Here is a 25,083-nt window from a genome sequence, read left to right on the forward strand (position 1 = left end):
TACAGGTGGAGCTTTTTATATTATTCAGGAAACTATAAAATTCTAGTACTTGGATAAGCGCACGACATCCAGCTCCAGCGCCTAGCCCCTCTAGGGTCTAGCTAATTAAGAATTGAAGGCAAAGAACGCATTCTTTTCTATTCTTAATCATCTTATTTGCCTGAGGCTGTCAAGGCGCCCTGAGCTTTTGTTCTTATTCATCAATTCCCATTGTTAATAACTCGATACGTTTACTATACTTTTGAATTAATAAGTGATTATGTTCATCAGCACCAGCGATATTCCCACTTAAAAAGATAGGTGGTTCAAATCCGTCCTCCACCATCTTTTTAATCGCTTCTGCTAATATCCCATTTAACATAGCAGCCCCGATGACGGTAGAAGATGATGAAAAAGGAACCCCAACTTTCTCATGAGTAAGAATCGCATCACCCTTTACGGAAAAATTATTAAGGGCGATATCGACAACTTCAGCGAGGAATTTTCCACTTTTATGTCTGGAGGTCTGGTCTTTTGTATAGTTAAAAGAACAAATCCCCACTACAAATGCTCCTTTTTCCTTTGCAAGAAGAGCGACATCAATTGGTACTGGATTTATGCCTGAAGTGGAAATAACAATGACGAGGTCTTTTGGCTTGATATCCTGTTTTTTCATAAATGAAACAGCATAGTTATTTGTTCTTTCCAACTGTGAAGATTTTACTGCACCCTCATGAAGCATTAGCGGTTCAACTAAAATTGGCTTTATCGGGGCAAGTCCACCTGCTCGAAAAAACACTTCTTCAGTAAGGATGTGTGAGTGACCACATCCAAATAATTGGATAATTCCACCCTGTTGGATGCTCTCAGCTATTTTAGCTGCAACCATCTCCATTGATTTGGCCTCATTCTCCATAACTAGCTGCAATTTTTCCTGTAATTTTGTAAAATATGTTGTTAACATGTTTTCACCTCAAATCAACAAGATTTCTATAATCAATGTACCTTATGTAGGAATGAAATGAAAGTAGTGAAAAAACGCTGTTGTTAGTTATATAATACAAATGTATACTATATTATACATCGTGAGGGAATGGGAGAAATTATGAAATCAATTCAAACGCAAATTGCTGAAAACTTAAAGAATATTCGAAAGCTTAGAGGTTATAGTTATGATCAGCTTGCTCAGGTAACAGGAGTTAGTAAGGGGATGTTATCGCAAATCGAAAAGGGGGAGTCAAGTCCTACTGTAAATACATTATGGAAAATTGCCAACGGCCTTCAAGTTTCTTTTTCATCATTAGTGGAGGAAACAGAACCAACTATATCAGTTGTACGTTTAAATCAGAAGACTGCGGTTTCAGAAAATAATGAGCTATTTCAAGTATATCCTTATTTTCCATTTGATTCTTCGAAAAAGTTTGAAATTTATTTTATGGAATTTAAGCCAGGCTGTGTCCATACGTCTGAGCGACACCACGGAAGTGTTGAAGAATATGTCCTTGTATGCGAAGGTGAAGCAACAATTTCGATCCATGGTGAGGAGTATGTGTTAAAAAAGGGTGATTCAATGAAGTTTCAGGCAAATCAATCACATACATATGCAAATCATACAGAAGTTACAACAAGCTGTTACTTACTTATTTACTATCCTTAAATAGTGAGTAGATTTTCAATCATAGTTAAGGAGGAAGGAAGTTGGCAACAACAACTCTTGTAAAAAAACAATCTAGTTTTCTCCAAGGAATACAAGGAGGTGCCAGTATAGCAATTGGCTATTTACCTGTGGCCTTAACATTTGGGCTCCTTTCGAAGTCAACTGGGTTATCCCTTTCAGAAACAGTGCTTATGAGTTTAATTGTTTTTGCAGGCGCTTCTCAATATATTTCGTTAAGCTTAATAGCTGTAGGAACTGGTGTTATTGAAATCATCTTTACAACGTTTATTGTGAACATACGTCATTTTTTAATGTCTGCTTCATTAAGTGAAAAGGTTGAAGACGACTCGCTATGGAAAAAGGCACTTTATTCATTTGGTTTAACAGATGAAACCTTTTCAGTTGCATCAACGAGAGAGGGAGCGGTAAATTCAGGCTATTTATTTGGGTTAATGTTTATTTCATACGCTAGTTGGGTTGTGAATTCAGGAATTGGCTTTGTTATTGGTGCCAGTCTCCCAACCACTGTGCAAGAAAGTATGGGAATCGCGTTATACGCAATGTTTATTGGATTATTAATTCCATCGTTGAAAAAACATCGAAAGGTGCTTTTTTTAGCAGTATTGGCCGCAATAATTAATTCACTTTGCTATATAACAGGGATGATCTCAACTGGTTGGTCGATTGTTTTATCAACATTGGTGTCTGCAGTCATTGTTGAACTTATCTATTCGAAATTTACAAAAGAGGTGGATCAGCATGGATAAAACCATTTTGTTTATGATAATTGGAATGGGACTTGTTACATATATACCGCGGATGATTCCACTTGTTGCACTAAGTCAATTAAAACTGCCGGTCTTTGTACAGAATGTATTAAAGAATGTTCCTTTTGCCACTTTAGGAGCATTGATCGTACCAGGTGTTTTTCTTATTAGTGAGGATCTTATGTTTGGTATAATCGGAGCTATTGCCGCAACCTTAATTGCATTTACCGGAGCAAATGTTATTGTCGTTGTAATGGGGGCAATTGGTACGCTTGTTCTATATAGTATGTTGTAGGTGTTAGAATTAAACAGTGTGAGTCTATTTAATGGTGATAAGAAAAGCCTTTCCTTTTCATGTTCTATTTAAAAGGGCTCGAAACTACACTAGAAGTAAGAGCTTGTTCAAGGAGGGATGGCTAGTTGAGGAAATGGTTAACAGGATCAATTTTTCTTTATTTTTTATATGGTTTATTAGTATATTGGTATCTATTCATTTTTTCGGGGACAGGTGTTCCTGCTCCATATGAGGGCTCTTCTGCAGATCCATCCACTTTTATGTCCGGTAGGGAACTGCTGCTATCTCAGGAATATTCAACAATAAAAAATTTCCTTTTTTTTGTAACAGTACCATTTGAATGGTTTTTACTATTTGTCATTCTTATCACTGGGATTTCACGAAAAATGCAAGAATGGTCTAATGTGACGTCAAGGTTTTTTAGCTTACAATCAGCTGTCTACTTTTTTTGGTTATCGCTATTAATATCTGTCATTTCTTTTCCAGTAGAGTTGCTAGGATTTCGAATTTCGAAATCGTATAATATCACAACACAAACATTTTCTGCGTGGATGAAGGATCAATTAATTGATTTTTGGGTGAATTATGCCTTGATGACAGTAATAGTCATTGTACTGTATTGGCTTATCAAGAGGTTTGAAAAAAGATGGTGGCTGTACGCATGGTTACTGTCAATCCCATTTTCAATGTTTTTAATGTTTGTTCAACCAGTTTTGATTGACCCTTTATATAATGATTTTTATCCGTTACAAAACAAGGAATTGGAAGAAAAAATTTTAGCCATCGCTAATGAGGCAGATATACCTGCTGAACATGTATATGAAGTGAATATGTCTGAAAAGACAAATGCACTAAATGCGTACGTAACCGGAATAGGATCAAATTCTAGAATTGTTCTTTGGGATACTACGTTAAATAGACTCAGTGAAGAGGAAATTTTGTTTATCATGGCCCATGAAATGGGGCATTACGTGATGAATCATATTTATGTCGGGATCGCAGGCTATTTATTCTTAAGCCTATTCGGATTATTCATCATTCATCTTTTAATGAAACTCATGATTAAGCAGTTTGGATCTTTGCTGAAAATTAATTCAATTAGAGAGTTAACTGCATTTCCATTATTTTTAATCTTGCTAGGGGTGCTGACATTTGCCTCTAGTCCATTAGCAAATACTGTTGCACGCTATCAAGAAAAGTCTGCTGATATGTATGCAATTGAAATGACAAATAACAACGAAGCGGCAATAAGCTCGTTCCAAGAGTTATCAAGAGCTGGGTTAAGTGAGGTAAATCCACCTGCTTTAGTAAAAATATTTCGCTATACTCATCCTACAATGTTTGAGCGAATTCTTTACTTGGAAGAGCATGGGGAAAAAGAATCGGGTAGTGAATAAATGTTCTAATTAAAAGCATGAGGGAATTGCAAGTAAATATTTTTATAACTAGTCATTACTTTATTAGTATTCATATTTTTAAAAGGACCCTGCATAGTATTCGCAGAGTCCTTTTTATATGGACTAAAAAGGCTTTAGCACCATTAGTATAATTAAGACGATGGCAGCTAAATGAGTAAAACCATTGTAAGGAGCCATTTGCTTACTAATCTGAAAATATGAATCTGGCAATTTATCTTCTTTAATACTATTTAATAATTTCTCTAGTTCAGCTAGTTTCTTTGGAAGAATGACAGCAACTACAGGTTGAACCATTATAAATATAACAATAGAAACAATATACCATATTTGGGTAAATAGACTTGGGTTCAGTGCACCCAAAATTAGACCTGTAACTAAAAGAGTAATACTGCCAATCTTAACGATCTTTTCAATTCCCGCATTTACCTTGAAAGCGAATTTGGCTTGGGTTACTGTTTCAGGCTTTTTCATTAAGACTGGCAATGCAAATGCTGCGCCCAATCCACATACTGCTGAAATGATATGTATTAGTACAATAAAACCATAAATACTCATAATACTTTCCTCCTATAAATTTATGAGTTAATAGTAACAGATATTACAAAGTGAAGGTAACCCTTTTAGTAAGAAAATCTATAATTTTTGACTTTTATATTATGGTGGCTTATGCCTCATAGGGATGCCTATCACCATAGTAAAAAGCTTGTCAAAACTTTTTTTGAAATTTATTAAAGAAAATTGTTCCATTTTTAATCACTCTGTTATATATTAGTTTTAGTAATAACAAACTGTGTTATAACAATAAAAGTGGGGTGTTCTTTCAAACATGGCAACACAAATGACAGGTTGTAAAATAGTTGGGGAAATGAAGCATGAATTTCAACAAGTGTTAACACCAGAAGCGTTGCAATTTATTGAAAAGCTTGAAAGAAATTTTGGCACACGTAGGCGAGAATTGTTACAGAAAAGGGTGGAAAGACAGCAGGATATCGATTTAGGTAAGTTACCTGGTTTTTTACCTGAAACAGAACACATACGTAATGGAGATTGGACAGTAGAGCCAATTCCTGAAGATCTTCAAGATCGTCGTGTTGAAATCACCGGCCCAGTTGATCGAAAAATGGTGATCAATGCACTAAACTCAGGTGCAAAAGTGTTTATGGCTGATTTCGAGGATGCGACTTCACCAAGCTGGCACAATATAATAGGTGGTCAAGTTAACCTGAGAGATGCTGTTCGCAAAACGATTTCATATCAAAATGAAAGTGGTAAAGCGTATCAGCTAAATGAAGAAATTGCTATCTTAAAGGTAAGACCAAGAGGCTGGCATCTTGAAGAAAAACATATTGAGCTAGATGGAAAAAGAATGTCTGCCAGTTTAGTAGACTTTGGATTATTCTTTTTTCACAATGCCAAGGAGCTGATTAAACGAGGAAGCGGACCATACTTTTATTTACCTAAGATGGAAAGTTATCTTGAAGCAAGACTTTGGAATGAGGTATTTTGCTTTGCACAAGACGAATTAAATATTCCACAAGGGACGGTTAAAGCAACTGTTCTAATTGAAACAATAATGGCGGCATTTGAAATGGATGAAATTTTATATGAATTAAAAGAGCATTCTGCAGGCTTAAACTGTGGGCGTTGGGATTATATTTTCAGTTATTTAAAGAAGCTTAGAAACTGTGAATCTGTCATTCTACCTGATCGCGCACAGGTCACGATGACTGTTGGGTTTATGAGATCTTATTCATTGCTTGCAATCAAAACTTGTCACAAGCGAAATGCTCATGCAATGGGAGGAATGGCTGCGCAAATTCCTGTCAAAAACAATCCTGAAAAAAATGAAAGAGCATACGAGAAGGTGCGAGCTGATAAAGAAAGAGAAGCAACAGAAGGTCATGACGGTACATGGGTTGCACATCCTGCACTCATAAAGGTAGCAATGGATGTATTTGATGAGCATATGAAAACACCTAATCAACTTTATCGCAAACGGAAAGATGTTGAAGTTACAGCTGAAGATTTATTAGAAGTACCAGACGGGACAATTACAGAGGAGGGAGTAAGAACAAATATCGATGTTGGCATCCGTTATCTTGCATCATGGCTAAGTGGCCGGGGCGCTGCACCAATCCATAACTTAATGGAGGATGCTGCAACAGCGGAAATATCAAGAGCACAGTTATGGCAATGGATTCGCCATCCACGTGGCATACTTGAGGATGGTCGTAAGCTCACATTTGGACTTTATGACCAAATGAGAGAGGAAGAGGTTAGAAATATACGTGAAGCAGTTGGTGAAGTAGCCTTTCAAAAGGGGAATTTTGAAAAGGCAATTGAAGTATTTGATGAGCTAGTAAAGCGTAATGAATTTATTGATTTCTTAACAATTCCGAGCTATGAAAAGCTTTGACTATTTTAGGAATAATGGGAGCGGTTTATCTTAGGTTCGAACAATTATAATATCCGACTTTTCGCATTGATAAAGTACATTTAAAATTGTAAACATGGGGGACTGGGAAATGAACGGTCAAAGAATTAAAGCATTACAGGAAAGCTGGGAGCTAGATAAGCGTTGGGAAGGGATTACTCGTCCATATTCTTCAGAAGAGGTAATCAGATTGAGGGGTTCAATCGATATAGAATATACGTTAGCAAGAAGAGGGGCTGAAAAGCTTTGGAACAGTCTTCAAACAGAGGATTACATCCATGCACTAGGTGCCTTAACTGGAAATCAAGCTATGCAACAAATTAAAGCTGGCTTAAAGGCCATTTACTTAAGTGGCTGGCAGGTTGCTGCAGATGCAAACCTTTCAGGAAATATGTACCCTGACCAAAGTTTATACCCTGCAAACAGTGTTCCTAATGTTGTTAAACGAATTAATCAAGCGCTTCAACGAGCAGATCAAATTCAACATCTTGAAGGGGAGGAAATTATTGATTGGTTTGCACCGATTATTGCAGATGCAGAAGCGGGCTTTGGTGGGCAGTTAAATGTATTCGAACTGATGAAATCAATGATTGAATCAGGAGCGTCGGGGGTTCATTTTGAAGATCAATTATCCTCTGAGAAAAAATGTGGCCACCTAGGTGGGAAAGTTTTATTACCAACACAAACAGCTGTAAAAAATCTTATCTCAGCACGTTTAGCAGCAGATGTAATGGGAACACCAACGATCATTATTGCTCGTACAGATGCTGATGCAGCTGATTTGATTACAAGTGATGTTGATCCTGCTGATCATGAATTTTTAACAGGAGAACGAACTGTAGAAGGATTCTTCCGTACAAAAGCTGGCATTGACCAAGCGATTAGCAGAGGACTATCCTATGCACCATATGCTGATTTAATTTGGTGTGAAACATCAGAACCAAATCTTGAGCAAGCGCAAAAATTTGCAGATGCAATTCATGAAAGCTTCCCTGGAAAATTATTAGCCTATAACTGCTCACCATCATTTAACTGGAAGAAGAAACTAGACGATGAAATAATTGCTAAGTTCCAAAAAGAAATTGCTAAAATGGGTTATAAGTTTCAATTTGTAACACTTGCAGGATTCCATGCACTTAATCACAGTATGTTTGAGCTTGCACGTGGCTACCGCGACCATGGTATGGCAGCCTATTCTGAGCTTCAACAACGAGAATTTGCAAGTGAGGTTTATGGATACACGGCAACTAGACATCAACGTGAGGTTGGTACCGGGTATTTTGATGAAGTGGCGCAAACAATCTCCGGGGGAACATCCTCGACCACTGCTTTAAAAGGATCTACTGAGGCGGCTCAGTTTACCGAGGCTTAATAGTATTCAAAAAATAGAAGCTTGGATGACTGTAATCCAAGCTTCTATTCATTTATTTTGGACATATTAACTTCGAAGTAATTATTAATATGTAGCATGAGCCCCTAAAATCTAAGGACTCATGTCATATAATATATTAAGCTGCACATGCAAAATTATGACCAATTTTGTTGGTGTTAATTACCAGTTCCTGTTAGTATTGGTCCCGGTGTTCACTTTATGATTGTTATCGGTTAAAGAAGGATCTCGATCTTTATAATTATTGTAGTCATTTTCACGTACGCTACTACCTTCAATTGGTGTTGTATCCAGCTCTGGAGGAATGTTTTGCTCTCTGTCAATGAAATCATCTTTCTTATCAACAAGAACTAAGATCTTACCATCTTTTACAGATTCATCGTAATGCTTTGCCTCATCTTCTGGAATGCCCATCCCTATGAGCGCTCCTGATAATCCACCTACTCCTGCACCTGCTGCAGCACCAGTCAATGCAGCTACAATTGGTCCTGCTGCTATAATCGGTCCAATGCCTGGGATAGCTAATGCCCCTACTCCAGCTAATAATCCAGTTACCCCACCGAGTGTACCACCCGCTGCAGCACCTGTAGCAGCCCCTTTGCCTGCTTTTGTACCGGTTTCTTCTGAGATATAATCTACATCTTCACGATTTCTACTGATGACGGAGATGTCTTCGGTGTTATATCCTTGATTTTTAAGATCCTCTACAGCTAGAATAGCTTCCTGTTCTGTATCATAAATACCTACAATCTTTTTCTTATGGTTGTCCACTTTTTAACTCCTCCTCATCTTATTCGTATTGATGTTTCTATTAATTAAGTACCCGAAGTGCAGATCTATAAACTCATATTTTTTGTTCAATATTTTAGAAGTAGAAAAATTCTGCACGTTTGTTATCGAAAGACAAATAGCATTAATGTTTAAGAAAAGAGTTAAAATGAAAAAAATAAAGACCGCCAATTGGCAGTCTCTATCCTAACAAACGTAAAACCTTGTATTCTTTTGATAATGTCATAAATAATGTTTTGTTCTTTGTGTCAAGTGCATCATTAATACGTTCTTCTAGCAAATCTCTTTTCCTGTTAAACAACGCTTCGTCTAGAACCATTTGAATATACATGTCTAATACAGGATGCTCAGATGGAACGTTTTTTGTGTTACGGGACTTCATGATCTCAGTGTAAGACGACTTTTTATTTTTCATTTAAGATCACCCCTGATGCCTTTTTTATATTGTATGGAATTAACAACTGAAAATCAACCGAATAGTTAAAATTTTTAAAAAATTTAACAGGAATATTTTTAGTAAGTATGAAATACAACAAGTTGGAAAAGCTATGGCAAAAGGGTGTGATTTGAATGAATAAAGACAAAGAACTAGAGCTATTACCAACTGCTTTAAATCCTCTTGTTGGAATTGACAGCTACAATGAAAAAATTGAGACTGAGACAATAACTGAACAAATGAACGAGGAGTGACTTCTTTACAGAAATGTTAAGGAAGTCACTTTTTTTGTGTGTTTTTTGTAAATTTATAGAAATTCATTTTTGTACATGCTAGATTTGGTATGGGATATATTACCTAATAATTAGAAGAGGTGAATGATGATGATTGCAACGAAAAAGACTGTAGAGGATTACATTATCAATCGTTTTACAATGGCTATTTTACCTGATTCAAACAAGATGAGTACTAGAATCCTTGAGTATGAGGAAGAGTTTGTTGTCGAAAAACGTCCAATGGAAGTAATTGATCAAAGCTGTCGATATTTCGGAAGCAGTTACTCTGGAAGAAAGGATGGGACCAAAAACCTAATGGGAATTACCCATAAATCACCTATCGTTATTGACCCAGCAAATTCGATTTACTTTTTCCCGACTACATCCTCAACGAGACCACAATGTGCATGGCTTTCACATTATTTTATAAAAAATAGCGCAAAAGTAGAACATGATAATACGATTGTAACCTTTTCAAATGATAAACAAATCACTCTACCAATGTCTATTGGATCATTTAAAAACCAATACTATCGCACAGCACAGCTTCGCACAATGATATCATCACGAATTGAATTAGAGCAACGAAAATTGAACATGTTTCTCATTCCAAAAGATGAGAAAGAGAAGAATGCTATTTATGAACAGATGATAAGGGAATTGGATCGTTTCTCTTGGTGAGATTGAATGATTATTTATTCAGAACAAAGGCTATCCAGTTGTTGGATAGCCTTTGTCTCGTATTAGAATTAATAATTTTTCTTACTCAGTTTCGGTGTCTAGCTCCAGCTCCTAGCCCCTCGAGGTCATAAGCCACAAATGAATTGAAGACAAAGAACGTCTTCTATTCATTTGCGTCTTATGCTTGTCGGGGCTGAACAAGGCGCTTACGCTTTTCTTATTACCTAGCATTGACTTTGTTCAAAAATTGCAATGTGCGCGGGTTTTGTGTGTTACCGAACACTTTATCAGGAGTGCCCTTTTCGACGACAACTCCATTGTCCATAAAAATGACTTGATCAGCTACATCTCGTGCGAATTGCATTTCATGAGTGACAACGACCATCGTCATCCCTTCTTCTGATAACTCCTTCATTACCTTAAGGACTTCTCCAACTAGCTCTGGGTCGAGAGCGGATGTAGGTTCGTCGAAGAGTAGCACATTTGGATCCATTGCCATGGCTCTAGCAATACCAACACGTTGTTGCTGTCCTCCCGATAATTGGTGTGGATACATATCAGATCGGTCTTTGAGCCCAACTTTCTCTAAAAGTTGAAGTGATTTTTTTCGAGCCTCGTCTTTTGATCTTTTTAATACTGTGATTTGCCCTTCCATGACATTTTCCAGAGCCGTAAAATGCGGAAAGAGGTTATAATTTTGAAAGACCATGCCAGTTTGTTTTCGAAAGGAAGTAATCTGTGAAGAGGAAAGTCGCTTCTTTTCGTTAAACTCGATTTCTTTTTCTCCTAAGGATATTGAGCCTTTTTCAGGCAGTTCAAGGAGGTTTAAGCACCGAAGGAAAGTTGTTTTTCCAGAGCCTGATGGGCCGATAATAACTGCTGTGTTACCTTTTTCTACTGTTAAATCAATTCCTTTTAACACTTCTAAATCATTGAATTTTTTGAAAAGATTTTGTATGTGAATCATTGTAAACCTCCATTACTTAGCAACTGTTCGATCATAGCGATGTTCAAGTTTTGATTGCGCATATGAGAGAACCGTACTGAACATTAAATAAATAAAGGCTACTTCTATATAAAGCCATAACGGTTCATACGTGACAGCTGCAATTTGCTGGCCTTTTTGAAAAAGCTCTGTAACAGTAATTGTTGCTGCAAGTGATGTATCCTTCACAAGACTAATAAAGGAATTCCCAAGTGGTGGTATGCTTACCCGGACAGCTTGTGGAAGGATGACTCTTCTCATTGCTTGTGACTTTGTCATTCCAATTGAGAAGGCTGCTTCCCATTGGCCTTTTTGAATTGAAAGAATGGCTGCTCGGATAATTTCAGAGCTGTAAGCACCCTTATTTAAAGTAAAGCCAATGACAGCAGCAGGAAAAGGATCCAGTGTTATTCCAAGACTCGGCAATCCGTAAAACAGAATAAATAATTGAACTAGCAAAGGCGTTCCCCTAAATATCCATACATATAATTTTGCTAGAACCACCAAAGGCTTAAATCCTGAAAGACGAGCAAGAGCTGTTAGAAATGCCAGTATAAGACCTAATACAAATGCAATTAATGTTAATGGAATGGTAAAATATAAACCGGCCTTTAAAATAGGAAAAAAGGAATCACTGAGGATTCCTATAATTCTTTCTGTTCGTTCATCTGCAAACATTACACATCAATTCCTTTACTTAGATACATCAGTTCCGAACCATTTTTCGGAAATCTTTAAGTACGTACCATCTTCTTTCATATCTGCAAGTGCCCCATTGACTGCCTCAACTAATTCATCACTACCTTTGCGGAAAAGGAAAGCATTACTAGTTGCATCTGGCTCCTCATATACTGTTTTAATAGGAAGATCAGGTCGTTGCTTTTTTAAATCAAGGTAAGAAAGGCTGTCATTAATTGTTCCATCAATACGCTTTGAAACAATTAGATCGATTGCTTGGTTAAAGCCAACTACAACTGTATTTGTTGCACCGTGCTCTTCTGCAATTTTTCGGTAGTTGCTATCAAGAGATTGTCCAACTTTTTTCCCGTTTAAATCCTCTAAGCTTTTAATCTCGTTGTTTTCTTCATGAACAACTAGTACTGCTTTTGACACAATATATGGCTCAGACATATCATATTTTTCTAAACGTTCCGGACGAATGGCTACCTGGTTAGCAACAAGGTCATAACGTTTAGCATCAAGACCAGCAATCATCCCGTCCCATTTTGTTTCAATAAAAGTAGGTTTTATCTCAAGTCGCTTGAATACTTCTTCAGCTATTTCGATATCAAAGCCGGTTAATTTATCTGATTTGTCATGGAATGTAAATGGTGCATATGTTCCTTCTGTTCCGATTGTAATCTCACCTTTTTCCTTTATTTGATCGTAAAGGGAAGCGGTATCCCCAGTGGTATTCTCATCTTTTTGAGCACCACATGCGGATAGAACGAGAACAAATAGAATTGTCAGGAATGAAATGTATGTTTTTTTCATGCTGTTATCCCCCAGTAAGTTTATAGGTTTTATTAAAAATAACTTTTCTAGAATAATCAACAAAAGGAGCGTTGTCAATTAAGTTGTTTCTCATAGTTGAAAATCAAAATGCCTTAATACATTAGAAAGATAATAATGAAACAAAATATTTAAGTGATTCGTATAAATATTAAATTAGAATGCTTTTTTATTTTTTGCAGAATGTTAAAGATTATGCAGGGTTAGAAAAAGATACGAAGGGAGAAGGCAAATCATGTCTTTTCATAAACGGAGAGAGAAATATAAACAGAAAAGAAAGATAAAAAAGAAGGATGGGAGGTTTACGTTTACTGATTTTCTCACAGAAGCGTTATTTTACTTTCCTGAAATTATTTTGTTTCCGTTTAGGCTGCTTTGGTACTCCATCAGGTTCATTATAAGAGTTTTTGATTGGACATAAGAAAGTAAGGGGGAGACACCTGCTAAAATTAGTGAGGTGTCTCTTTTATTTCCATTGCATAGACAAGTAGCAATTAAATAATCGATTTCTTCTTTTAAATCCCTGATAAAGTGGGAATGGATGAAGTAGGGCTATTTTTGTGGCTTAAATAAATATATTTCTATTAGTTCACATACTTTGTTACGTATTCTTGGATTAAAATAATTGTGTTTTTCTTCATAGCCATTATAGAGGAAGGAGTAAAGTGTAAAAGCCTCATCTCGTTCAACTTCATGTACTTTTATATTTCGTCTATGAAGCTCTTGTCTAATCACAGCCAAATCTTTTTGTGCAAGTTTTAGGGATTCCTCAACCAGTGCTAAATATGGCCGATGTAGTTTGAACGGACTTTTTTCGATCACTGTTAGGTCACGATTTAAGATCGAAACAACCATCGGTATATAGATGGATTGTTCGATTGTAGCTCGAATGTCTTTCGGTATTCTGGTCACAGAAATGCTCCTTTCTTAAACAGAACATTTGTTCGTAATTATCATACACGATTAAATTAAACTTCGCAAGTGCACCTTGATCTTTCAAGTTTTGACATAAATGTGTAAAATAGATACCAAAGGATTTATCAGAGGAGTATAATATGAGCCCGGAGACACTACAGGATTTTTTTTCTTTAAAACAATTAATGGAGCTATTTGAAACGTATCGGTCGTTCGGTCCGTTTTTTGCGATATTATTACCAATGTTAGAGGCTTTTTTTCCGTTTTTACCGCTTGTTGTATTCATTGTTGCAAACGTTAATTCGTTTGGTCTTTGGATGGGATTTTTTTTATCTTGGATTGGAGCTTGTTCTGGTGCTATTATAGTATTTATTATGATGAGAAAGCTTGGCGAGTGGAGATTTTTTAAACGCTTACAAGAGAAAAAGGCGATAAAAAAATTGTTAACTTGGATTGAACGGAGAGGTTTTAGTCCGTTATTTCTCATTTTGTGTTTTCCATTTACGCCATCTGCGGCAATTAATGTTGTTGCAGGGCTTTCGCGAATAAGTCATTGGCAATTTATTTTAGCGGTTTTATCTGGAAAGTTTGTCATGATTTTTATGGTGAGTTTTATCGGTCAGGATTTACATGCACTTATTACACAGCCAACAAGATCCATTATTGTAGCAATTGTCATTTTTTTATTATGGTTTATTGGTAAAAGAGTCGAAAGGCGCTTAAATGTATCGATGACAGTAAAAAAAAGAGGCGATTAATCGTTGTAGGGGGTTATCATGAAAAAGCGGGGAATAGCTTTTACAACAGTAGGAATTTGTTTAATGGCTATTATATTAAAGAACCTTATCTTTGTGGAATATAAAGTAGAGGGAGTTTCAATGCAACCGACGTATGAGGAAGGAAGGTTGCTTTCAATAAATAAGTTGGGAATTTATTTTAATTCACTTGATCGGTTTGATGTTGTTGTTTTTCATCCACCTAATAGTGAAAAAATTTATGTTAAAAGGGTGATCGGCTTACCTGGTGATGAACTTTATTACAAGGACGATCAGCTTTATGTAAATGGAAAGGCGGTTAATGAGCCTTTTTTACCAACGAAGGAGAATCCCGAAGTAACGAAGCAAACAGGAAACTTTACGCTTGAAGAAATTACAGATAAAACAAGAATTCCTAAAGGGTATATGTTTGTTATTGGAGATAATCGCCTTCAAAGTCGAGATAGTCGTCATTTTGGTTTAGTGGAAATGGATAATTTGATCGGGACAGTTGGAGATCGAAAATAGGTGCTAACTCGCAATAGGGCTAACTTCTGGAATTTGGAGAAGTTTTCACTCTTTGGGTTAGCGCTTTTTTGAGTGATTATTTTGTCGAATTACGTCTAATAGTTGATAAAAGTGAAAAATCGAAGATAAATTTCAAAAATCGAAGATAAATTCCAGGAATCGAAGATAAGTCCCCGAAATAAAGCTAATTTTTGCAATAATTTCAAATAATTATACTATAATGAAATTACGAGCTCTTATGATTAATAGTGAGTTTAATAAGGGGGATGGGAAATGCGTGAGGTTGTCATAACGGCTGCGGTAAGGACACCTATCGGTTTATTTGGTGGCGCTTTCAAGGAGTTGTTGCCTTCTCAATTAGTGGTACCTGTATTAGATGAGGTTGTTAAAAGAAGTAAGCTAAAAAAGCAAGAGGTAGAGGAAGTTATTCTAGGTCATTGTATTCAACGAACAGATGAACCAAATACTGCACGTACGTCAGCGCTTTTAGCGGATTTTCCTGACAAAACAACAGGTTACACCATCCAAAGACAATGTGCATCAGGACTACAAGCAATCATATCTGCTGCAATGCAAATTCAAACTGGCCACTCCAATATCGTGATCGCGGGTGGAGTGGAAGCAATGAGTTCAAGTCCTTATTTACTTAAGCAGCACCGTTTTGGCTCTCGGCTTCAGCATGGACAGGTAACTGATAGTGTATGGGAGATATTGGAAGATCCGATCCATCATATTATGATGGGTGAAACAGCGGAAAATGTTGCAGAGGAATTTACGATTTCGAGAGAAGAGCAAGATGAACTTGCTTTAACAAGTCAAAATCGTGCGTTAGCTGCAATTAATAATGGAAACTTTACAGAAGAAATTCTCCCGATTACAGTAAGATCTAGAAAGGGAGAGGTAATTGTTTCTCAAGATGAAGGTCCTAGAAAGGTAACGAGTGAAAAGCTTGCATCATTACCTACTATTTTTAAAGAAAATGGAACCGTTACAGCAGGAAATGCTTCATCTCTAAATGACGGGGCAGCAGCGCTAGTGTTAATGGCGAGAGAAGAGGCTGAAAATAGAGGATTGCCTATTTTAGCGAAGATTTCAAATTATTCAGTTGCTGGAGTCGATCCAAAGGTTATGGGGATTGGCCCTGTTCCTGCAATTCAAAAGGGGCTAAATTCGTTAAATTGGACGATTGATGATTTGGACGTAATTGAAATCAATGAGGCCTTTGCCGCACAGTATTTAGCTGTTGAAAAACAGTTGAATTTAAATCGAGAAAAGGTCAATGTGAATGGTAGTGGTATCAGTCTAGGGCATCCAATTGGTTGTACAGGATCCCGAATTGTTGTAAGTCTTTTACATGAAATGAAACGACAAAATGTGAAAAAAGGCCTTGCTTCCCTTTGTGTTGGTGGAGGGATTGGTGTCGCTTTGTTTGTTGAAAGAGGGTAGGAAACATAAGGCTGGCGTTCATGTCAGCCTCTTTGTATTAGATGATTTTTAGTAAATAAAAGTAAGATAAAAGCCAATCCAAATAAAATGGAAAATAAAGAAATGACGCTTTGGAAGGATAAAACATTTGCAACGATTGGCCCGAGACTTGCCCCTATTAGTAATGTAAAGGAGTATAGAGAGATTGCAGCCGCTCGTTTTTTAGCAGCCGCTTCTCCAATAAATGTAATAAGAGAAGGGATGAAGACAGCGATTGCCGATACATATAAGGTAGACAGTAAAGTGATCATAACAAGATTATTTGTTAGTAACATCAATAAAAGTGAAATGATAATAATAGACAAGCAGATAAGAAGCATCTTTTTAGCTTTATGCTTTTTTAGCCAGTTTCCGCATAATAAGGATAGGGGTGTCCCAACCAAACCTATACATCTACTATAAAAAAGTGCTTCTTCTTCCCCAGTATAGTGCTGGGCTAATTCATCATAAAAAGCAACAAAGGACATTAAAGTAACAAAGGTGATGGATAATCCTAAAATAATGGAGGGCTGTAGCAGTTTGCTAGAAAAAATAGACGTTTCTTTTGAAGAGCTCTTGGTAAAAGAGTGGGGAACCGAAGGAAGTGTAAATAATGTGCTAAAAGCTAGAAGAATATAAATACAACCAAGAAAATAAAAAATCCCTCTCCAATCATAAGCAGCTACCAAAGAAGAACTGATTAGCTGACCAAGGATACCCGCCATTAAAAATCCCATGTTGATAACTGCAATGACAAAGGATCTGCGGTTTGCATGAAATACATCAAAGCAATATGCATAGGCAACGGGTGCAAAACTACCTAATACATAGCCTTGGAAACTTCTTATAAGATAAAAGCTTAATAATGAATTGGAAAAAGTAATAACAAATGTTAAGAGGCTAGAAGCAAGCATTCCGAAAAATAACACTCTCTTCTTTGAGAAGTATTCAGAAATAGGACCAAAGCTTAAAAGACCTAGAGCGTAACAAAATGTAAATAATGTACTTGAAAATATAACCTCTTCATATGTAATTGATAATCCTTCTGCAACAGCTGAGTAAATTGGAATGAGCAAATAAATATTGCTTGCCACACTAGTCGCTGCAATCCACATAAACAAGTCAATGGCTCGATTTTTCATGAAACTCACCTCCTCATATATCATTATGTTTATTTTAAAGAATCTGTGTTTTATCCATACAAAACTTGGCATGTCCTATAAATAGAATTTCGCTTAAAAGTAAAGTAAAATATAAATAAAGATGTAGAAATAAATCACACATTGTTGCCACACTATTTTAGTTGTGGTATTTCTTTTTTAATATAGGTTCTGTTAAAGCGCACTGTTGATTTTTGCACTTGTTGATTGGAACGGATACGTGAGACTCCTGCTTAGAGTGCGAGTCCAAGGGATACCCTGCAGGTGCAAAGCACCGAGGAGGCTCCCGGACCGCCCGCAAAAAGCGAACGCCAAAGCGTATATCAACAACCAAGTTTAACAGCGCCTAAATAAAAACGTTAGTGGGGAATAAACGTGAGCATTCAATTTATTCTAGGGCGTTCAGGGAGCGGGAAAACTGAAGCCATCTTAAATGAAATAAGAAACAAGCTATTTGAAGAACCAATCGGCCGTCCAATCATTTACCTTGTACCAGATCAAATGACGTTTGGGGCAGAGTATGAATTAATAAAGACACCGAATTTAGGTGGAATGATCCGTGCGCAAACGTTTAGTTTTAGTAGGTTAGCATGGAGAATTCTCCAGGAAACAGGTGGGATGACTCGTCATCATCTTTCAAGCACAGGCATTCAGATGATGTTACGAAAGCTAGTTGAACAATATAAGCAGGAATTTAAAGTGTTCACGAAGGCTAGTGATAAGAACGGTTTTATCCAGCAACTTGAAGCTATGCTGACTGAATTTAAACGTTATTGTTTATCACCACAAGAGTTAGATGAATACTTGGCAGGTGCTACAACGGAATTAGATAAAAAGTCATTAACAGACAAGCTTCATGATATGGCATTACTTTATAAACAGTTAGAAATTGAACTTAGTAATCAATATGTAGACTCAGAGGATTATTTACACTTGCTTGCTGAAAAGGTACAGGAGTCAGACTATTTGCGATCAGCGGATATTTATATTGATGGTTTTCATAGCTTTACTCCTCAGGAATACGAGGTTGTTGCAGCTTTAATGAAAAATGCAGCAAATGTGAAAATAGCCCTTACAGCTGATAAGCCATATGAAGAGCATTTACCTCATGAGTTACATTTATTTCATATGACTGGAAAAACTTACAATAAAATTCTAAAAGCTGCTTTAGAAGCGGGGAAAGAAGTTGACGAGCCAATCGTATTGCGAGAGCAGCATCGATTTACTGGTAATCTCTCTCTCGGGCATTTAGAGAAATTTTATGATACTAGACCAACTAGTGTTTATGAGAAAAAAACTAGCTTGACAATCTTTCAAGCGGCAAATCGTCGTTCAGAAGTAGAAGGAATTGCACGACAAATTCATACACTCATCAGACAGGGAAGCTATCGTTATCGTGATCTAGCATTACTTATCCGCAATGCAAACGATTATCGTGACGTGATTGAACAAGTGTTTCGTGATTATGAGATACCGTTTTTTATCGATCAAAAGCAATCTATGCTTAACCATCCATTAGTTGAATTCATTCGTTCTACTTTAGAGATCATTAATGGGCATTGGCGTCATGAGGCGGTTTTCCGAGCTGTAAAAACAGAGTTGCTATTTCCATTTGAGATGAAAAGGCAAGTAATGCGTGAGGAAATGGACTTATTAGAAAACTATTGTTTATCATATGGTATTCAAGGTTCTAAGTGGACAAAGGATGAAAAATGGCACTATCGACGATTTTATTCACTTGACGATGACTTTGTTGTGACAGATGAAGAAAAGCAGATGGAGGACAAGCTTAACCAACTTCGTTCTATTGTTGTTAAGCCGATCTTAGCTTTACAAAAAAGAATAAAACGCAGCAAAACAGGAAGGGATCTTGCTCAAAGTTTGTATCTTTATTTAGAAGAATTACAAATACCTGAAAAAATAGAGAGTCTTCGTATTAACGCTGAAGAAAAGGGCCTTTTATTAGAGGCGAGGGAGCATGATCAAGTATGGCAGGCAGTGATCAACTTATTAGATGAATTTGTTGAAATGCTTTCAGATGAAAATGTTTCCTTGAAATTGTTTGCTGAAATTCTTGAAACAGGGCTTGAATCTATGAAGTTTTCATTAGTCCCACCAGCAATTGATCAAGTATTAATTGCTGATCTTGAAAAATCTAGATTCTTCCATGTGAAGTGCTCATTTATCGTAGGAGTAAATGACGGTGTGATTCCGGCAAGACCGAAAGAGGAAGGGATTTTAACAGAGGATGACCGTGAAGCACTGCATTTTCAAGGCATAAATCTTGCGCCAACAGCAAGACAGCAGCTTCTTGATGAGAACTTTACAATTTATATGGCTTTGTCTAGTCCATCTGAACATCTTTATTTATCTTACCCAATGGCAGATGATGAGGGTAAAGCATTGCTTCCTTCTGTTATTGTTAAACGGATTGAAGAGATGTTTCCAAAGGTTGAAAAACAACGACTTTTAAATGAGCCTGAACAGCTATCTTTAGAAGAGCAGCTTTCATTTATTGTGAATAAGAATGTAACCTTATCCTATATTACGTCACAGCTACAATCATGGAAGCGCGGGTATCCAGTTCATCCAATTTGGTGGGATGCCTATAATCACTTTATAACATCGGAATATCAACTGCTAACCAAAAGGGTATTAAGCAGTCTATCCTATCAAAATAAGCCAGAGCAATTAGAAACATCCGTAAGCCGTGAGCTATATGGTGAGCATATTCAAGGAAGTGTCTCGCGAATGGAGCAATTTAATAGCTGCGCATTCTCACACTTTGCCTCACACGGCTTAAAGCTGAAAGAGAGAAAATTTTTCAAGCTAGAAGCACCTGATATCGGGCAAATGTTCCACTCAGCGTTAAAGCTAATATCTGATCGATTACAGCAGTTAAACCTAGACTGGAAGGAGCTAACGAAGGATCAATGTGAGCGGTTATCAAATGATGCAGTTGAAAAACTTGCCCCGCGCTTGCAAAGAGAGATCCTACTTAGTTCAAATCGATTTCATTATATTAAACATAAGCTGCAAAAAATTCTTGCTCGCGCTTCAGCTATTTTAAGTGAACACGCAAAGGCTAGTGGCTTTACACCTGTTGGCTTAGAGCTTGCCTTTGGGAAGGGGGGCGAGCTTCCACCAATTCGTTTTACTCTTCCAAATGGCTGTACGATGGAGGTAGCTGGTAGGATTGACCGAGTGGACAAAGCAACAGGATCAAACGGTGTCCTGCTGCGTATCGTTGACTACAAATCTAGTGATAAAAATGTTCAACTAACTGAGGTGTATTACGGATTAGCCCTACAAATGCTTACTTATTTAGACGTCATTATCTCTAATTCAAGTATGTGGCTTGGAGAAAAAGCGACCCCTGCTGGTGTTTTATATTTCCATGTGCATGATCCGATGATTCAGGCAAATACAATGTTGTCAGAGGACAAGCTTGATGATGAGATTTTTAAAAAGTTTAAAATGAAGGGGTTATTGCTTGGAGACGAGGAAGCAGTCCGTTTAATGGACAACAGTCTAAGTGAAGGAAGTACATCAAATATTATCGCAGCAGGCTTGAAAAAAGAAGGTGGATTCCGGGCAAATTCGAGTGTAGCCAGTGAAGATGAATTCGATTTGTTAAGAAATCATGTCCGCTCTTCTTTTGAAAGAATCGGCACGAATATCACGGACGGAATCATTGATATTAGTCCGTATAAGCTAAAGGACAAAATGCCATGCACGTTCTGTGAATATAAATCGGTTTGCCAATTTGATGAATCACTACAAGAAAATAATTTTAGAGTATTAAAAAGTGAAAAAAATGAAGAGGTGTTAAAACGTATGAGAGAGGAGGTAAGAGGTGATGAGTGAGATCATTTCAAAGCCTGAAAATAGTCAATGGACAGATGATCAGTGGAAGGCGATTGTTGCAAGTGGACAGGACATTTTAGTCGCTGCAGCTGCGGGTTCTGGGAAAACGGCCGTTTTAGTTGAGCGGATCATTAGAAAAATACTTTCAAAAGAAAATCCCGTAGATGTCGATGCTTTACTCGTTGTGACGTTTACAAATGCGTCTGCAGCTGAAATGAGAAGCCGTATCGGAGAAGCGTTAGAAAAAGCATTAAAGGAAAATCCATCCTCTCTCCATTTACGTAGACAGCTAACATTATTAAACAAGGCATCGATCTCGACGTTGCATTCCTTCTGTTTGCAGGTAGTAAGGAAGTATTATTATTTAATCAATATTGATCCTAGCTTTCGAATAGCTGATCAAACCGAAGGCCAATTACTGATTGATGAAGTTCTTGATGAGATGTTTGAGGAGGAGTATAGTCGTGAGGACAATGTAGAGTTTTTTGACCTTGTTGATCGTTATACATCTGATCGAAATGATATTGAGCTACAAACATTAATTCGAGAGCTTTACTTTTTTTCTAGATCGCATCCGACACCAAGTTTGTGGCTAGATCAGCTCACATCTATGTTTGATCTTGAAAATGCAGAGGATATTGAGTCATTACCCTTTGTTCAATATTTGCTGCAGGATATTGAAATGCAGCTATTAGGTGCAATGGATCAGCTTGAACAGGCAATGGAGCTAACAAAACGTCCGGCAGGTCCCGCACCTCGTGCAGAAAACCTAGTTGATGATTTAAAACAAGTTTCAGAGTTGTTGAGATTGAAAAATTCATGGGATGAACTTAGTGAGCAAATTAAGACGTTTAAATTATCTCGTGCAAAAACGGTTAAAGGTGATCAATATGATAAAGCCTTAACAGATCAAGTGACATCGTTACGAAATGCTGCAAAGAAACAAATTGAGCAGCTGCGCGATGAAATGTTTTCACGAACACTTAAGAATTACTTACAAGACTTTGATCAATTAAAGCCGGTTGTCACAAAGCTTGTTTCTCTTGTGAAACAATTCGCTGACCTTTATGAAGGCATGAAAAAAGAAAAAGGTATTGTAGATTTTGCAGATTTAGAGCATTATTGCCTACAAATTTTACAAACAGAAGAAAATGGGCCAAGTGAAGCGGCATTATTTTATAAACAACAGTTTGTTGAAGTATTAGTGGATGAATATCAGGATACAAACCTTGTTCAAGAATCGATTTTAAAGTTAGTAACAAAGGATGAAGAAGCAACAGGGAATTTATTTATGGTTGGCGATGTAAAGCAATCAATCTATCGCTTCCGCCTAGCTGAGCCGTTTTTATTTTTAAGCAAGTACAAGCGATTTACACAAACAGCAGAACAAACAGGGATGCGGATTGATTTATCGAAAAATTTCCGAAGCAGAACAGAAGTACTTGATGGAACAAACTATTTATTTAAACAAATCATGGGTGAGAAGGTTGGAGAGATTGTTTACGATCATGATGCAGAGTTAAAACTAGGCGCGACATATCCTGAAAGTGAACTTATGAAAACAGAGCTTTTGTTAATTGAACGAGGAAATGGTGAAGATGCTGAACAAGATGAAGAAACAGGAGTTTTTGACGAACAAGAACTAGAAACCGTTCAGCTTGAAGCAAGACTTATGGCAAAAAAAACAAAGTCACTTATCGATCAACAGTTCCAAATTTATGATCGTGGTATCGATGGTACTCGTGCTGTAACATATCGCGACATTGTAATTCTTCTTCGCTCGATGCCATGGGCACCGCAAATTATGGAAGAGTTTAAACAGGCGGGAATACCTGTCTATGCGAATCTTTCAAATGGCTATTTTGAAGCGACAGAGGTAGCGATTATGCTATCGTTGTTAAAAGTAATTGATAATCCTTTCCAGGACATTCCATTAGCATCAGTGTTGCGATCTCCAGTTGTTGGTTTAGATGCAAACGAGCTAGCACACATACGTACTTTTGATAAAAAAGGAACGTATTTTGATGCTGTTAAAGCTTTATTAGAAAAAGGTTCAATAGAGAATCAAAACCTTTTCATTAAACTAAGCTCGTTTGTAGAGCTTTTACAAGGCTGGCGTGAGCAAGCAAGACAAGGATCTGTATCAGACTTAATATGGCAGCTATATCGTGATACAAAGTTTTTTGATTTTGTTGGTGGAATGCCTGGTGGTAAACAGCGTCAAGCAAATTTACGTGCGCTATATGATCGTGCACGTCAATATGAAGCAACATCGTTTAGAGGCTTATTCAGGTTTTTACGCTTTATTGAACGAATGCAAGAGCGTGGTGATGACCTTGGTGCAGCCCGTGCCCTTGGCGAGCAGGAGGATGTTGTCAGGTTAATGACAATTCATAGCAGTAAAGGTCTAGAGTTCCCTATCGTCTTTATTGCAGGGCTCTCGAAGCAGTTTAATATGATGGATCTTAATAAAAAATACTTGCTTGATAAGGAACTAGGATTTGGCACAAAATTGATCAATTCAAAATTACGTGTAAGCTACCCAACATTGCCTTATATCGCCCTTAAAAAGAAAATGCGAATGGAACTTCTCGCAGAAGAAATGCGTGTGCTATATGTTGCTTTGACGAGGGCAAAAGAGAAGCTTTATTTACTTGGAACATTGAAGGATCCTGATAAATCGATTGCTAATTGGCGAAATCACCTCTCTCATTCAGAGTGGTTATTACCAGACTTCGAACGTGCGAAAGCGAAAACCTACTTAGACTGGATCGGACCTGCATTAATTCGTCATCAAGATTGTGTAATCCTTAGTGATGGGCAAATGTCTATAAGTGACGAAATCACAAAGCATCCTTCAAAATGGACAATTGAATCCGTGAAAAGTGAGGAGCTTCAAGAAACCTTTGAGGCTGAGCAGAAGTTTAATCAAGATATTCTAGCGGCAATTAGTGAAGGTGAAACAGTAGCAATCGAAAGTGAACAAAAGCAACAGGTGAATGATCAATTAACATGGGTCTATCCTTACAAATCTGCCACACGAAATCGATCAAAGCAATCAGTATCCGAATTAAAAAGACAAAGAGAAATTCAAGATGAATATAGTGATCAGCAGCTGATTAGGAAGCAGGCATCGCAAGCCCTTTTATATAATCGACCAAGCTTTATGCAAAGCAAGTCAATTTCAGCAGCTGAACGCGGAACAGCAATGCACACAGTTATGCAGCATTTGACGCTTAGTGAGCCGATTAGGAAAGATGATGTGATAGATAAAGTTCAAGAGCTAGTTAGTAAAGAAGTTCTTACAAAGGAATTAGCTGAGGTTATTAATATTTCTCAAATTGTTGAGTTTTTCTCTTCACCTATTGGAGCAAGACTCCTTCATGCTAAAAAGGTCTATCGCGAAGTACCATTTAGTTACGCGCTCGAAGCGGAGCAGCTGTATGATGATATGGAAAATGAGCCTGTCTTAGTACAAGGTGTGATTGATTGTTTATTTGAGGATGAGGAAGGTACTGTACTTTTGGATTATAAGACAGATACAATCAAAGGTCTTTTTCCTAACGGTATTGCTGATGCAGAACAGGTACTAAAAGATCGTTATCGTGTTCAAATTGATTTATATACAAAAGCAATTGAGGACATTATTCACCGACCTCTTACTGAAAAATATTTATTTTTCTTTGATGGCGGATATGTAATCGAGATGTAAAAACGTTATTAGGAAGATTAGATAAAAATAGAAGGCATAAAAGCCTTCTATTTTGAAGTGTATA

At 37.1% G+C, this 25,083-nt stretch carries 21 protein-coding genes; 12 read left to right on the forward strand and 9 right to left on the reverse strand.

Going from position 1 to position 25,083, the window contains the following annotated elements; translation table 11 throughout:
* Window positions 1-193: 193 nt before the first annotated feature.
* Window positions 194-943: an SIS domain-containing protein gene (locus tag HUW50_RS13150; protein WP_066336615.1), complete on the reverse strand. Its 750-nt coding sequence runs from the start codon at window positions 941-943 to the stop codon at window positions 194-196.
* Window positions 944-1,084: 141 nt separating this feature from the next.
* Between HUW50_RS13150 and HUW50_RS13155 the strand changes: the two genes are divergently transcribed.
* From HUW50_RS13155 to HUW50_RS13170, 4 genes are all read left to right on the forward strand, one after another.
* Window positions 1,085-1,636, forward strand: coding sequence for a helix-turn-helix domain-containing protein (locus HUW50_RS13155; RefSeq protein ID WP_066336612.1), 552 nt, complete (start codon window positions 1,085-1,087; stop codon window positions 1,634-1,636).
* Between the two features lie 41 nt (window positions 1,637-1,677).
* Complete coding sequence (locus tag HUW50_RS13160; RefSeq protein ID WP_066336604.1) at window positions 1,678-2,403, forward strand: AzlC family ABC transporter permease; 726 nt, start codon at window positions 1,678-1,680, stop codon at window positions 2,401-2,403.
* On the forward strand, window positions 2,396-2,698 hold the full coding sequence (locus HUW50_RS13165) for an AzlD domain-containing protein (protein WP_066336602.1): 303 nt from the start codon (window positions 2,396-2,398) through the stop codon (window positions 2,696-2,698). Before HUW50_RS13160 ends, HUW50_RS13165 begins: the two co-directional genes overlap by 8 nt.
* A 125-nt stretch (window positions 2,699-2,823) precedes the next feature.
* Window positions 2,824-4,095, forward strand: coding sequence for a M48 family metallopeptidase (locus HUW50_RS13170; protein WP_066336597.1), 1,272 nt, complete (start codon window positions 2,824-2,826; stop codon window positions 4,093-4,095).
* 123 nt (window positions 4,096-4,218) lie between these two features.
* On the opposite strand, the gene HUW50_RS13175 is transcribed toward HUW50_RS13170, so the two are convergent.
* The gene (locus HUW50_RS13175; RefSeq protein WP_066336594.1) at window positions 4,219-4,671 is read right to left on the reverse strand and encodes a DUF2269 family protein; all 453 of its coding nucleotides are present in this window, start codon (window positions 4,669-4,671) and stop codon (window positions 4,219-4,221) included.
* Window positions 4,672-4,942: 271 nt separating this feature from the next.
* On the opposite strand from HUW50_RS13175, the gene aceB reads away from it, so the two are divergent.
* Together aceB and aceA are read left to right on the forward strand one after the other, a co-directional pair.
* On the forward strand, window positions 4,943-6,532 hold the full coding sequence (gene aceB, locus HUW50_RS13180) for a malate synthase A (protein ID WP_066336589.1): 1,590 nt from the start codon (window positions 4,943-4,945) through the stop codon (window positions 6,530-6,532).
* 109 nt (window positions 6,533-6,641) lie between these two features.
* A complete protein-coding gene (gene aceA / locus HUW50_RS13185) occupies window positions 6,642-7,922 on the forward strand; it encodes an isocitrate lyase (protein WP_066336586.1) in 1,281 nt (426 codons plus the stop codon).
* Window positions 7,923-8,102: 180 nt separating this feature from the next.
* On the opposite strand, the gene HUW50_RS13190 is transcribed toward aceA, so the two are convergent.
* Window positions 8,103-8,711 (reverse strand): general stress protein, encoded by a 609-nt coding sequence (locus HUW50_RS13190; protein WP_083964720.1) that lies wholly within the window; start codon window positions 8,709-8,711, stop codon window positions 8,103-8,105.
* Between the two features lie 199 nt (window positions 8,712-8,910).
* The gene (locus tag HUW50_RS13195) at window positions 8,911-9,144 is read right to left on the reverse strand and encodes an IDEAL domain-containing protein (protein ID WP_066336577.1); all 234 of its coding nucleotides are present in this window, start codon (window positions 9,142-9,144) and stop codon (window positions 8,911-8,913) included.
* Window positions 9,145-9,542: 398 nt separating this feature from the next.
* Here HUW50_RS13195 and HUW50_RS13200 point away from each other — a divergent pair, with 398 nt between their 5' ends.
* Complete coding sequence (locus tag HUW50_RS13200) at window positions 9,543-10,121, forward strand: competence protein ComK (RefSeq protein WP_083964719.1); 579 nt, start codon at window positions 9,543-9,545, stop codon at window positions 10,119-10,121.
* A gap of 220 nt (window positions 10,122-10,341) precedes the next feature.
* On the opposite strand, the gene HUW50_RS13205 is transcribed toward HUW50_RS13200, so the two are convergent.
* From HUW50_RS13205 to HUW50_RS13220, 4 genes are all read right to left on the reverse strand, one after another.
* Window positions 10,342-11,088, reverse strand: coding sequence for an amino acid ABC transporter ATP-binding protein (locus HUW50_RS13205; RefSeq protein WP_066336566.1), 747 nt, complete (start codon window positions 11,086-11,088; stop codon window positions 10,342-10,344).
* A 12-nt stretch (window positions 11,089-11,100) separates the two neighbouring features.
* Window positions 11,101-11,784 carry an amino acid ABC transporter permease gene (locus tag HUW50_RS13210; RefSeq protein WP_066336563.1) on the reverse strand — a complete coding sequence of 228 codons (684 nt, stop codon included), beginning with the start codon at window positions 11,782-11,784 and terminating at the stop codon, window positions 11,101-11,103.
* A 15-nt stretch (window positions 11,785-11,799) separates the two neighbouring features.
* Entirely contained in the window at window positions 11,800-12,600 is an 801-nt protein-coding gene (locus HUW50_RS13215; RefSeq protein ID WP_066336557.1) for an amino acid ABC transporter substrate-binding protein, read from the reverse strand.
* Window positions 12,601-13,170: 570 nt separating this feature from the next.
* Window positions 13,171-13,530 carry a YhjD family protein gene (locus tag HUW50_RS13220; RefSeq protein WP_066336549.1) on the reverse strand — a complete coding sequence of 120 codons (360 nt, stop codon included), beginning with the start codon at window positions 13,528-13,530 and terminating at the stop codon, window positions 13,171-13,173.
* Window positions 13,531-13,673: 143 nt separating this feature from the next.
* Here HUW50_RS13220 and HUW50_RS13225 point away from each other — a divergent pair, with 143 nt between their 5' ends.
* The 3 genes from HUW50_RS13225 to HUW50_RS13235 all read left to right on the forward strand — a co-directional run bounded on the left by HUW50_RS13225 (window position 13,674) and on the right by HUW50_RS13235 (window position 16,262).
* Entirely contained in the window at window positions 13,674-14,291 is a 618-nt protein-coding gene (locus HUW50_RS13225; RefSeq protein WP_185653990.1) for a TVP38/TMEM64 family protein, read from the forward strand.
* An 18-nt stretch (window positions 14,292-14,309) separates the two neighbouring features.
* Complete coding sequence (gene lepB / locus HUW50_RS13230) at window positions 14,310-14,816, forward strand: signal peptidase I (protein ID WP_066336545.1); 507 nt, start codon at window positions 14,310-14,312, stop codon at window positions 14,814-14,816.
* A 273-nt stretch (window positions 14,817-15,089) separates the two neighbouring features.
* Window positions 15,090-16,262 (forward strand): thiolase family protein, encoded by a 1,173-nt coding sequence (locus tag HUW50_RS13235; RefSeq protein WP_185653991.1) that lies wholly within the window; start codon window positions 15,090-15,092, stop codon window positions 16,260-16,262.
* Window positions 16,263-16,285: 23 nt separating this feature from the next.
* Here the strand turns inward: HUW50_RS13235 and HUW50_RS13240 are convergent, their stop codons facing one another.
* The gene (locus HUW50_RS13240) at window positions 16,286-17,422 is read right to left on the reverse strand and encodes an MFS transporter (protein WP_066336536.1); all 1,137 of its coding nucleotides are present in this window, start codon (window positions 17,420-17,422) and stop codon (window positions 16,286-16,288) included.
* A 393-nt stretch (window positions 17,423-17,815) separates the two neighbouring features.
* Between HUW50_RS13240 and addB the strand changes: the two genes are divergently transcribed.
* Window positions 17,816-21,307: a helicase-exonuclease AddAB subunit AddB gene (gene addB / locus HUW50_RS13245; RefSeq protein ID WP_185653992.1), complete on the forward strand. Its 3,492-nt coding sequence runs from the start codon at window positions 17,816-17,818 to the stop codon at window positions 21,305-21,307.
* On the forward strand, window positions 21,300-25,019 hold the full coding sequence (gene addA / locus HUW50_RS13250; RefSeq protein WP_185653993.1) for a helicase-exonuclease AddAB subunit AddA: 3,720 nt from the start codon (window positions 21,300-21,302) through the stop codon (window positions 25,017-25,019). The genes addB and addA overlap by 8 nt, the downstream gene beginning before the upstream one ends.
* Window positions 25,020-25,083: the final 64 nt, after the last annotated feature.

The sequence above is a fragment of the Metabacillus sp. KUDC1714 genome (assembly GCF_014217835.1).
GTDB lineage: Bacteria > Bacillota > Bacilli > Bacillales > Bacillaceae > Metabacillus > Metabacillus rhizosphaerae.

What these genes read in the sequence shown, in the direction of transcription:
- HUW50_RS13150 (WP_066336615.1), bottom strand. Translation starts at nt 943, where the DNA reads ATGTTAACAACATATTTTACAAAATTACAGGAAAAATTGCAGCTAGTT.
- HUW50_RS13155 (WP_066336612.1), top strand. Translation starts at nt 1,085, where the DNA reads ATGAAATCAATTCAAACGCAAATTGCTGAAAACTTAAAGAATATTCGA.
- HUW50_RS13165 (WP_066336602.1), top strand. Translation starts at nt 2,396, where the DNA reads ATGGATAAAACCATTTTGTTTATGATAATTGGAATGGGACTTGTTACA.
- HUW50_RS13175 (WP_066336594.1), bottom strand. Translation starts at nt 4,671, where the DNA reads ATGAGTATTTATGGTTTTATTGTACTAATACATATCATTTCAGCAGTA.
- aceB (WP_066336589.1), top strand. Translation starts at nt 4,943, where the DNA reads ATGGCAACACAAATGACAGGTTGTAAAATAGTTGGGGAAATGAAGCAT.
- aceA (WP_066336586.1), top strand. Translation starts at nt 6,642, where the DNA reads ATGAACGGTCAAAGAATTAAAGCATTACAGGAAAGCTGGGAGCTAGAT.
- HUW50_RS13195 (WP_066336577.1), bottom strand. Translation starts at nt 9,144, where the DNA reads ATGAAAAATAAAAAGTCGTCTTACACTGAGATCATGAAGTCCCGTAAC.
- HUW50_RS13200 (WP_083964719.1), top strand. Translation starts at nt 9,543, where the DNA reads ATGATGATGATTGCAACGAAAAAGACTGTAGAGGATTACATTATCAAT.
- HUW50_RS13205 (WP_066336566.1), bottom strand. Translation starts at nt 11,088, where the DNA reads ATGATTCACATACAAAATCTTTTCAAAAAATTCAATGATTTAGAAGTG.
- HUW50_RS13210 (WP_066336563.1), bottom strand. Translation starts at nt 11,784, where the DNA reads ATGTTTGCAGATGAACGAACAGAAAGAATTATAGGAATCCTCAGTGAT.
- HUW50_RS13215 (WP_066336557.1), bottom strand. Translation starts at nt 12,600, where the DNA reads ATGAAAAAAACATACATTTCATTCCTGACAATTCTATTTGTTCTCGTT.
- HUW50_RS13225 (WP_185653990.1), top strand. Translation starts at nt 13,674, where the DNA reads ATGAGCCCGGAGACACTACAGGATTTTTTTTCTTTAAAACAATTAATG.
- lepB (WP_066336545.1), top strand. Translation starts at nt 14,310, where the DNA reads ATGAAAAAGCGGGGAATAGCTTTTACAACAGTAGGAATTTGTTTAATG.
- HUW50_RS13235 (WP_185653991.1), top strand. Translation starts at nt 15,090, where the DNA reads ATGCGTGAGGTTGTCATAACGGCTGCGGTAAGGACACCTATCGGTTTA.
- HUW50_RS13240 (WP_066336536.1), bottom strand. Translation starts at nt 17,422, where the DNA reads ATGAAAAATCGAGCCATTGACTTGTTTATGTGGATTGCAGCGACTAGT.
- addA (WP_185653993.1), top strand. Translation starts at nt 21,300, where the DNA reads ATGAGTGAGATCATTTCAAAGCCTGAAAATAGTCAATGGACAGATGAT.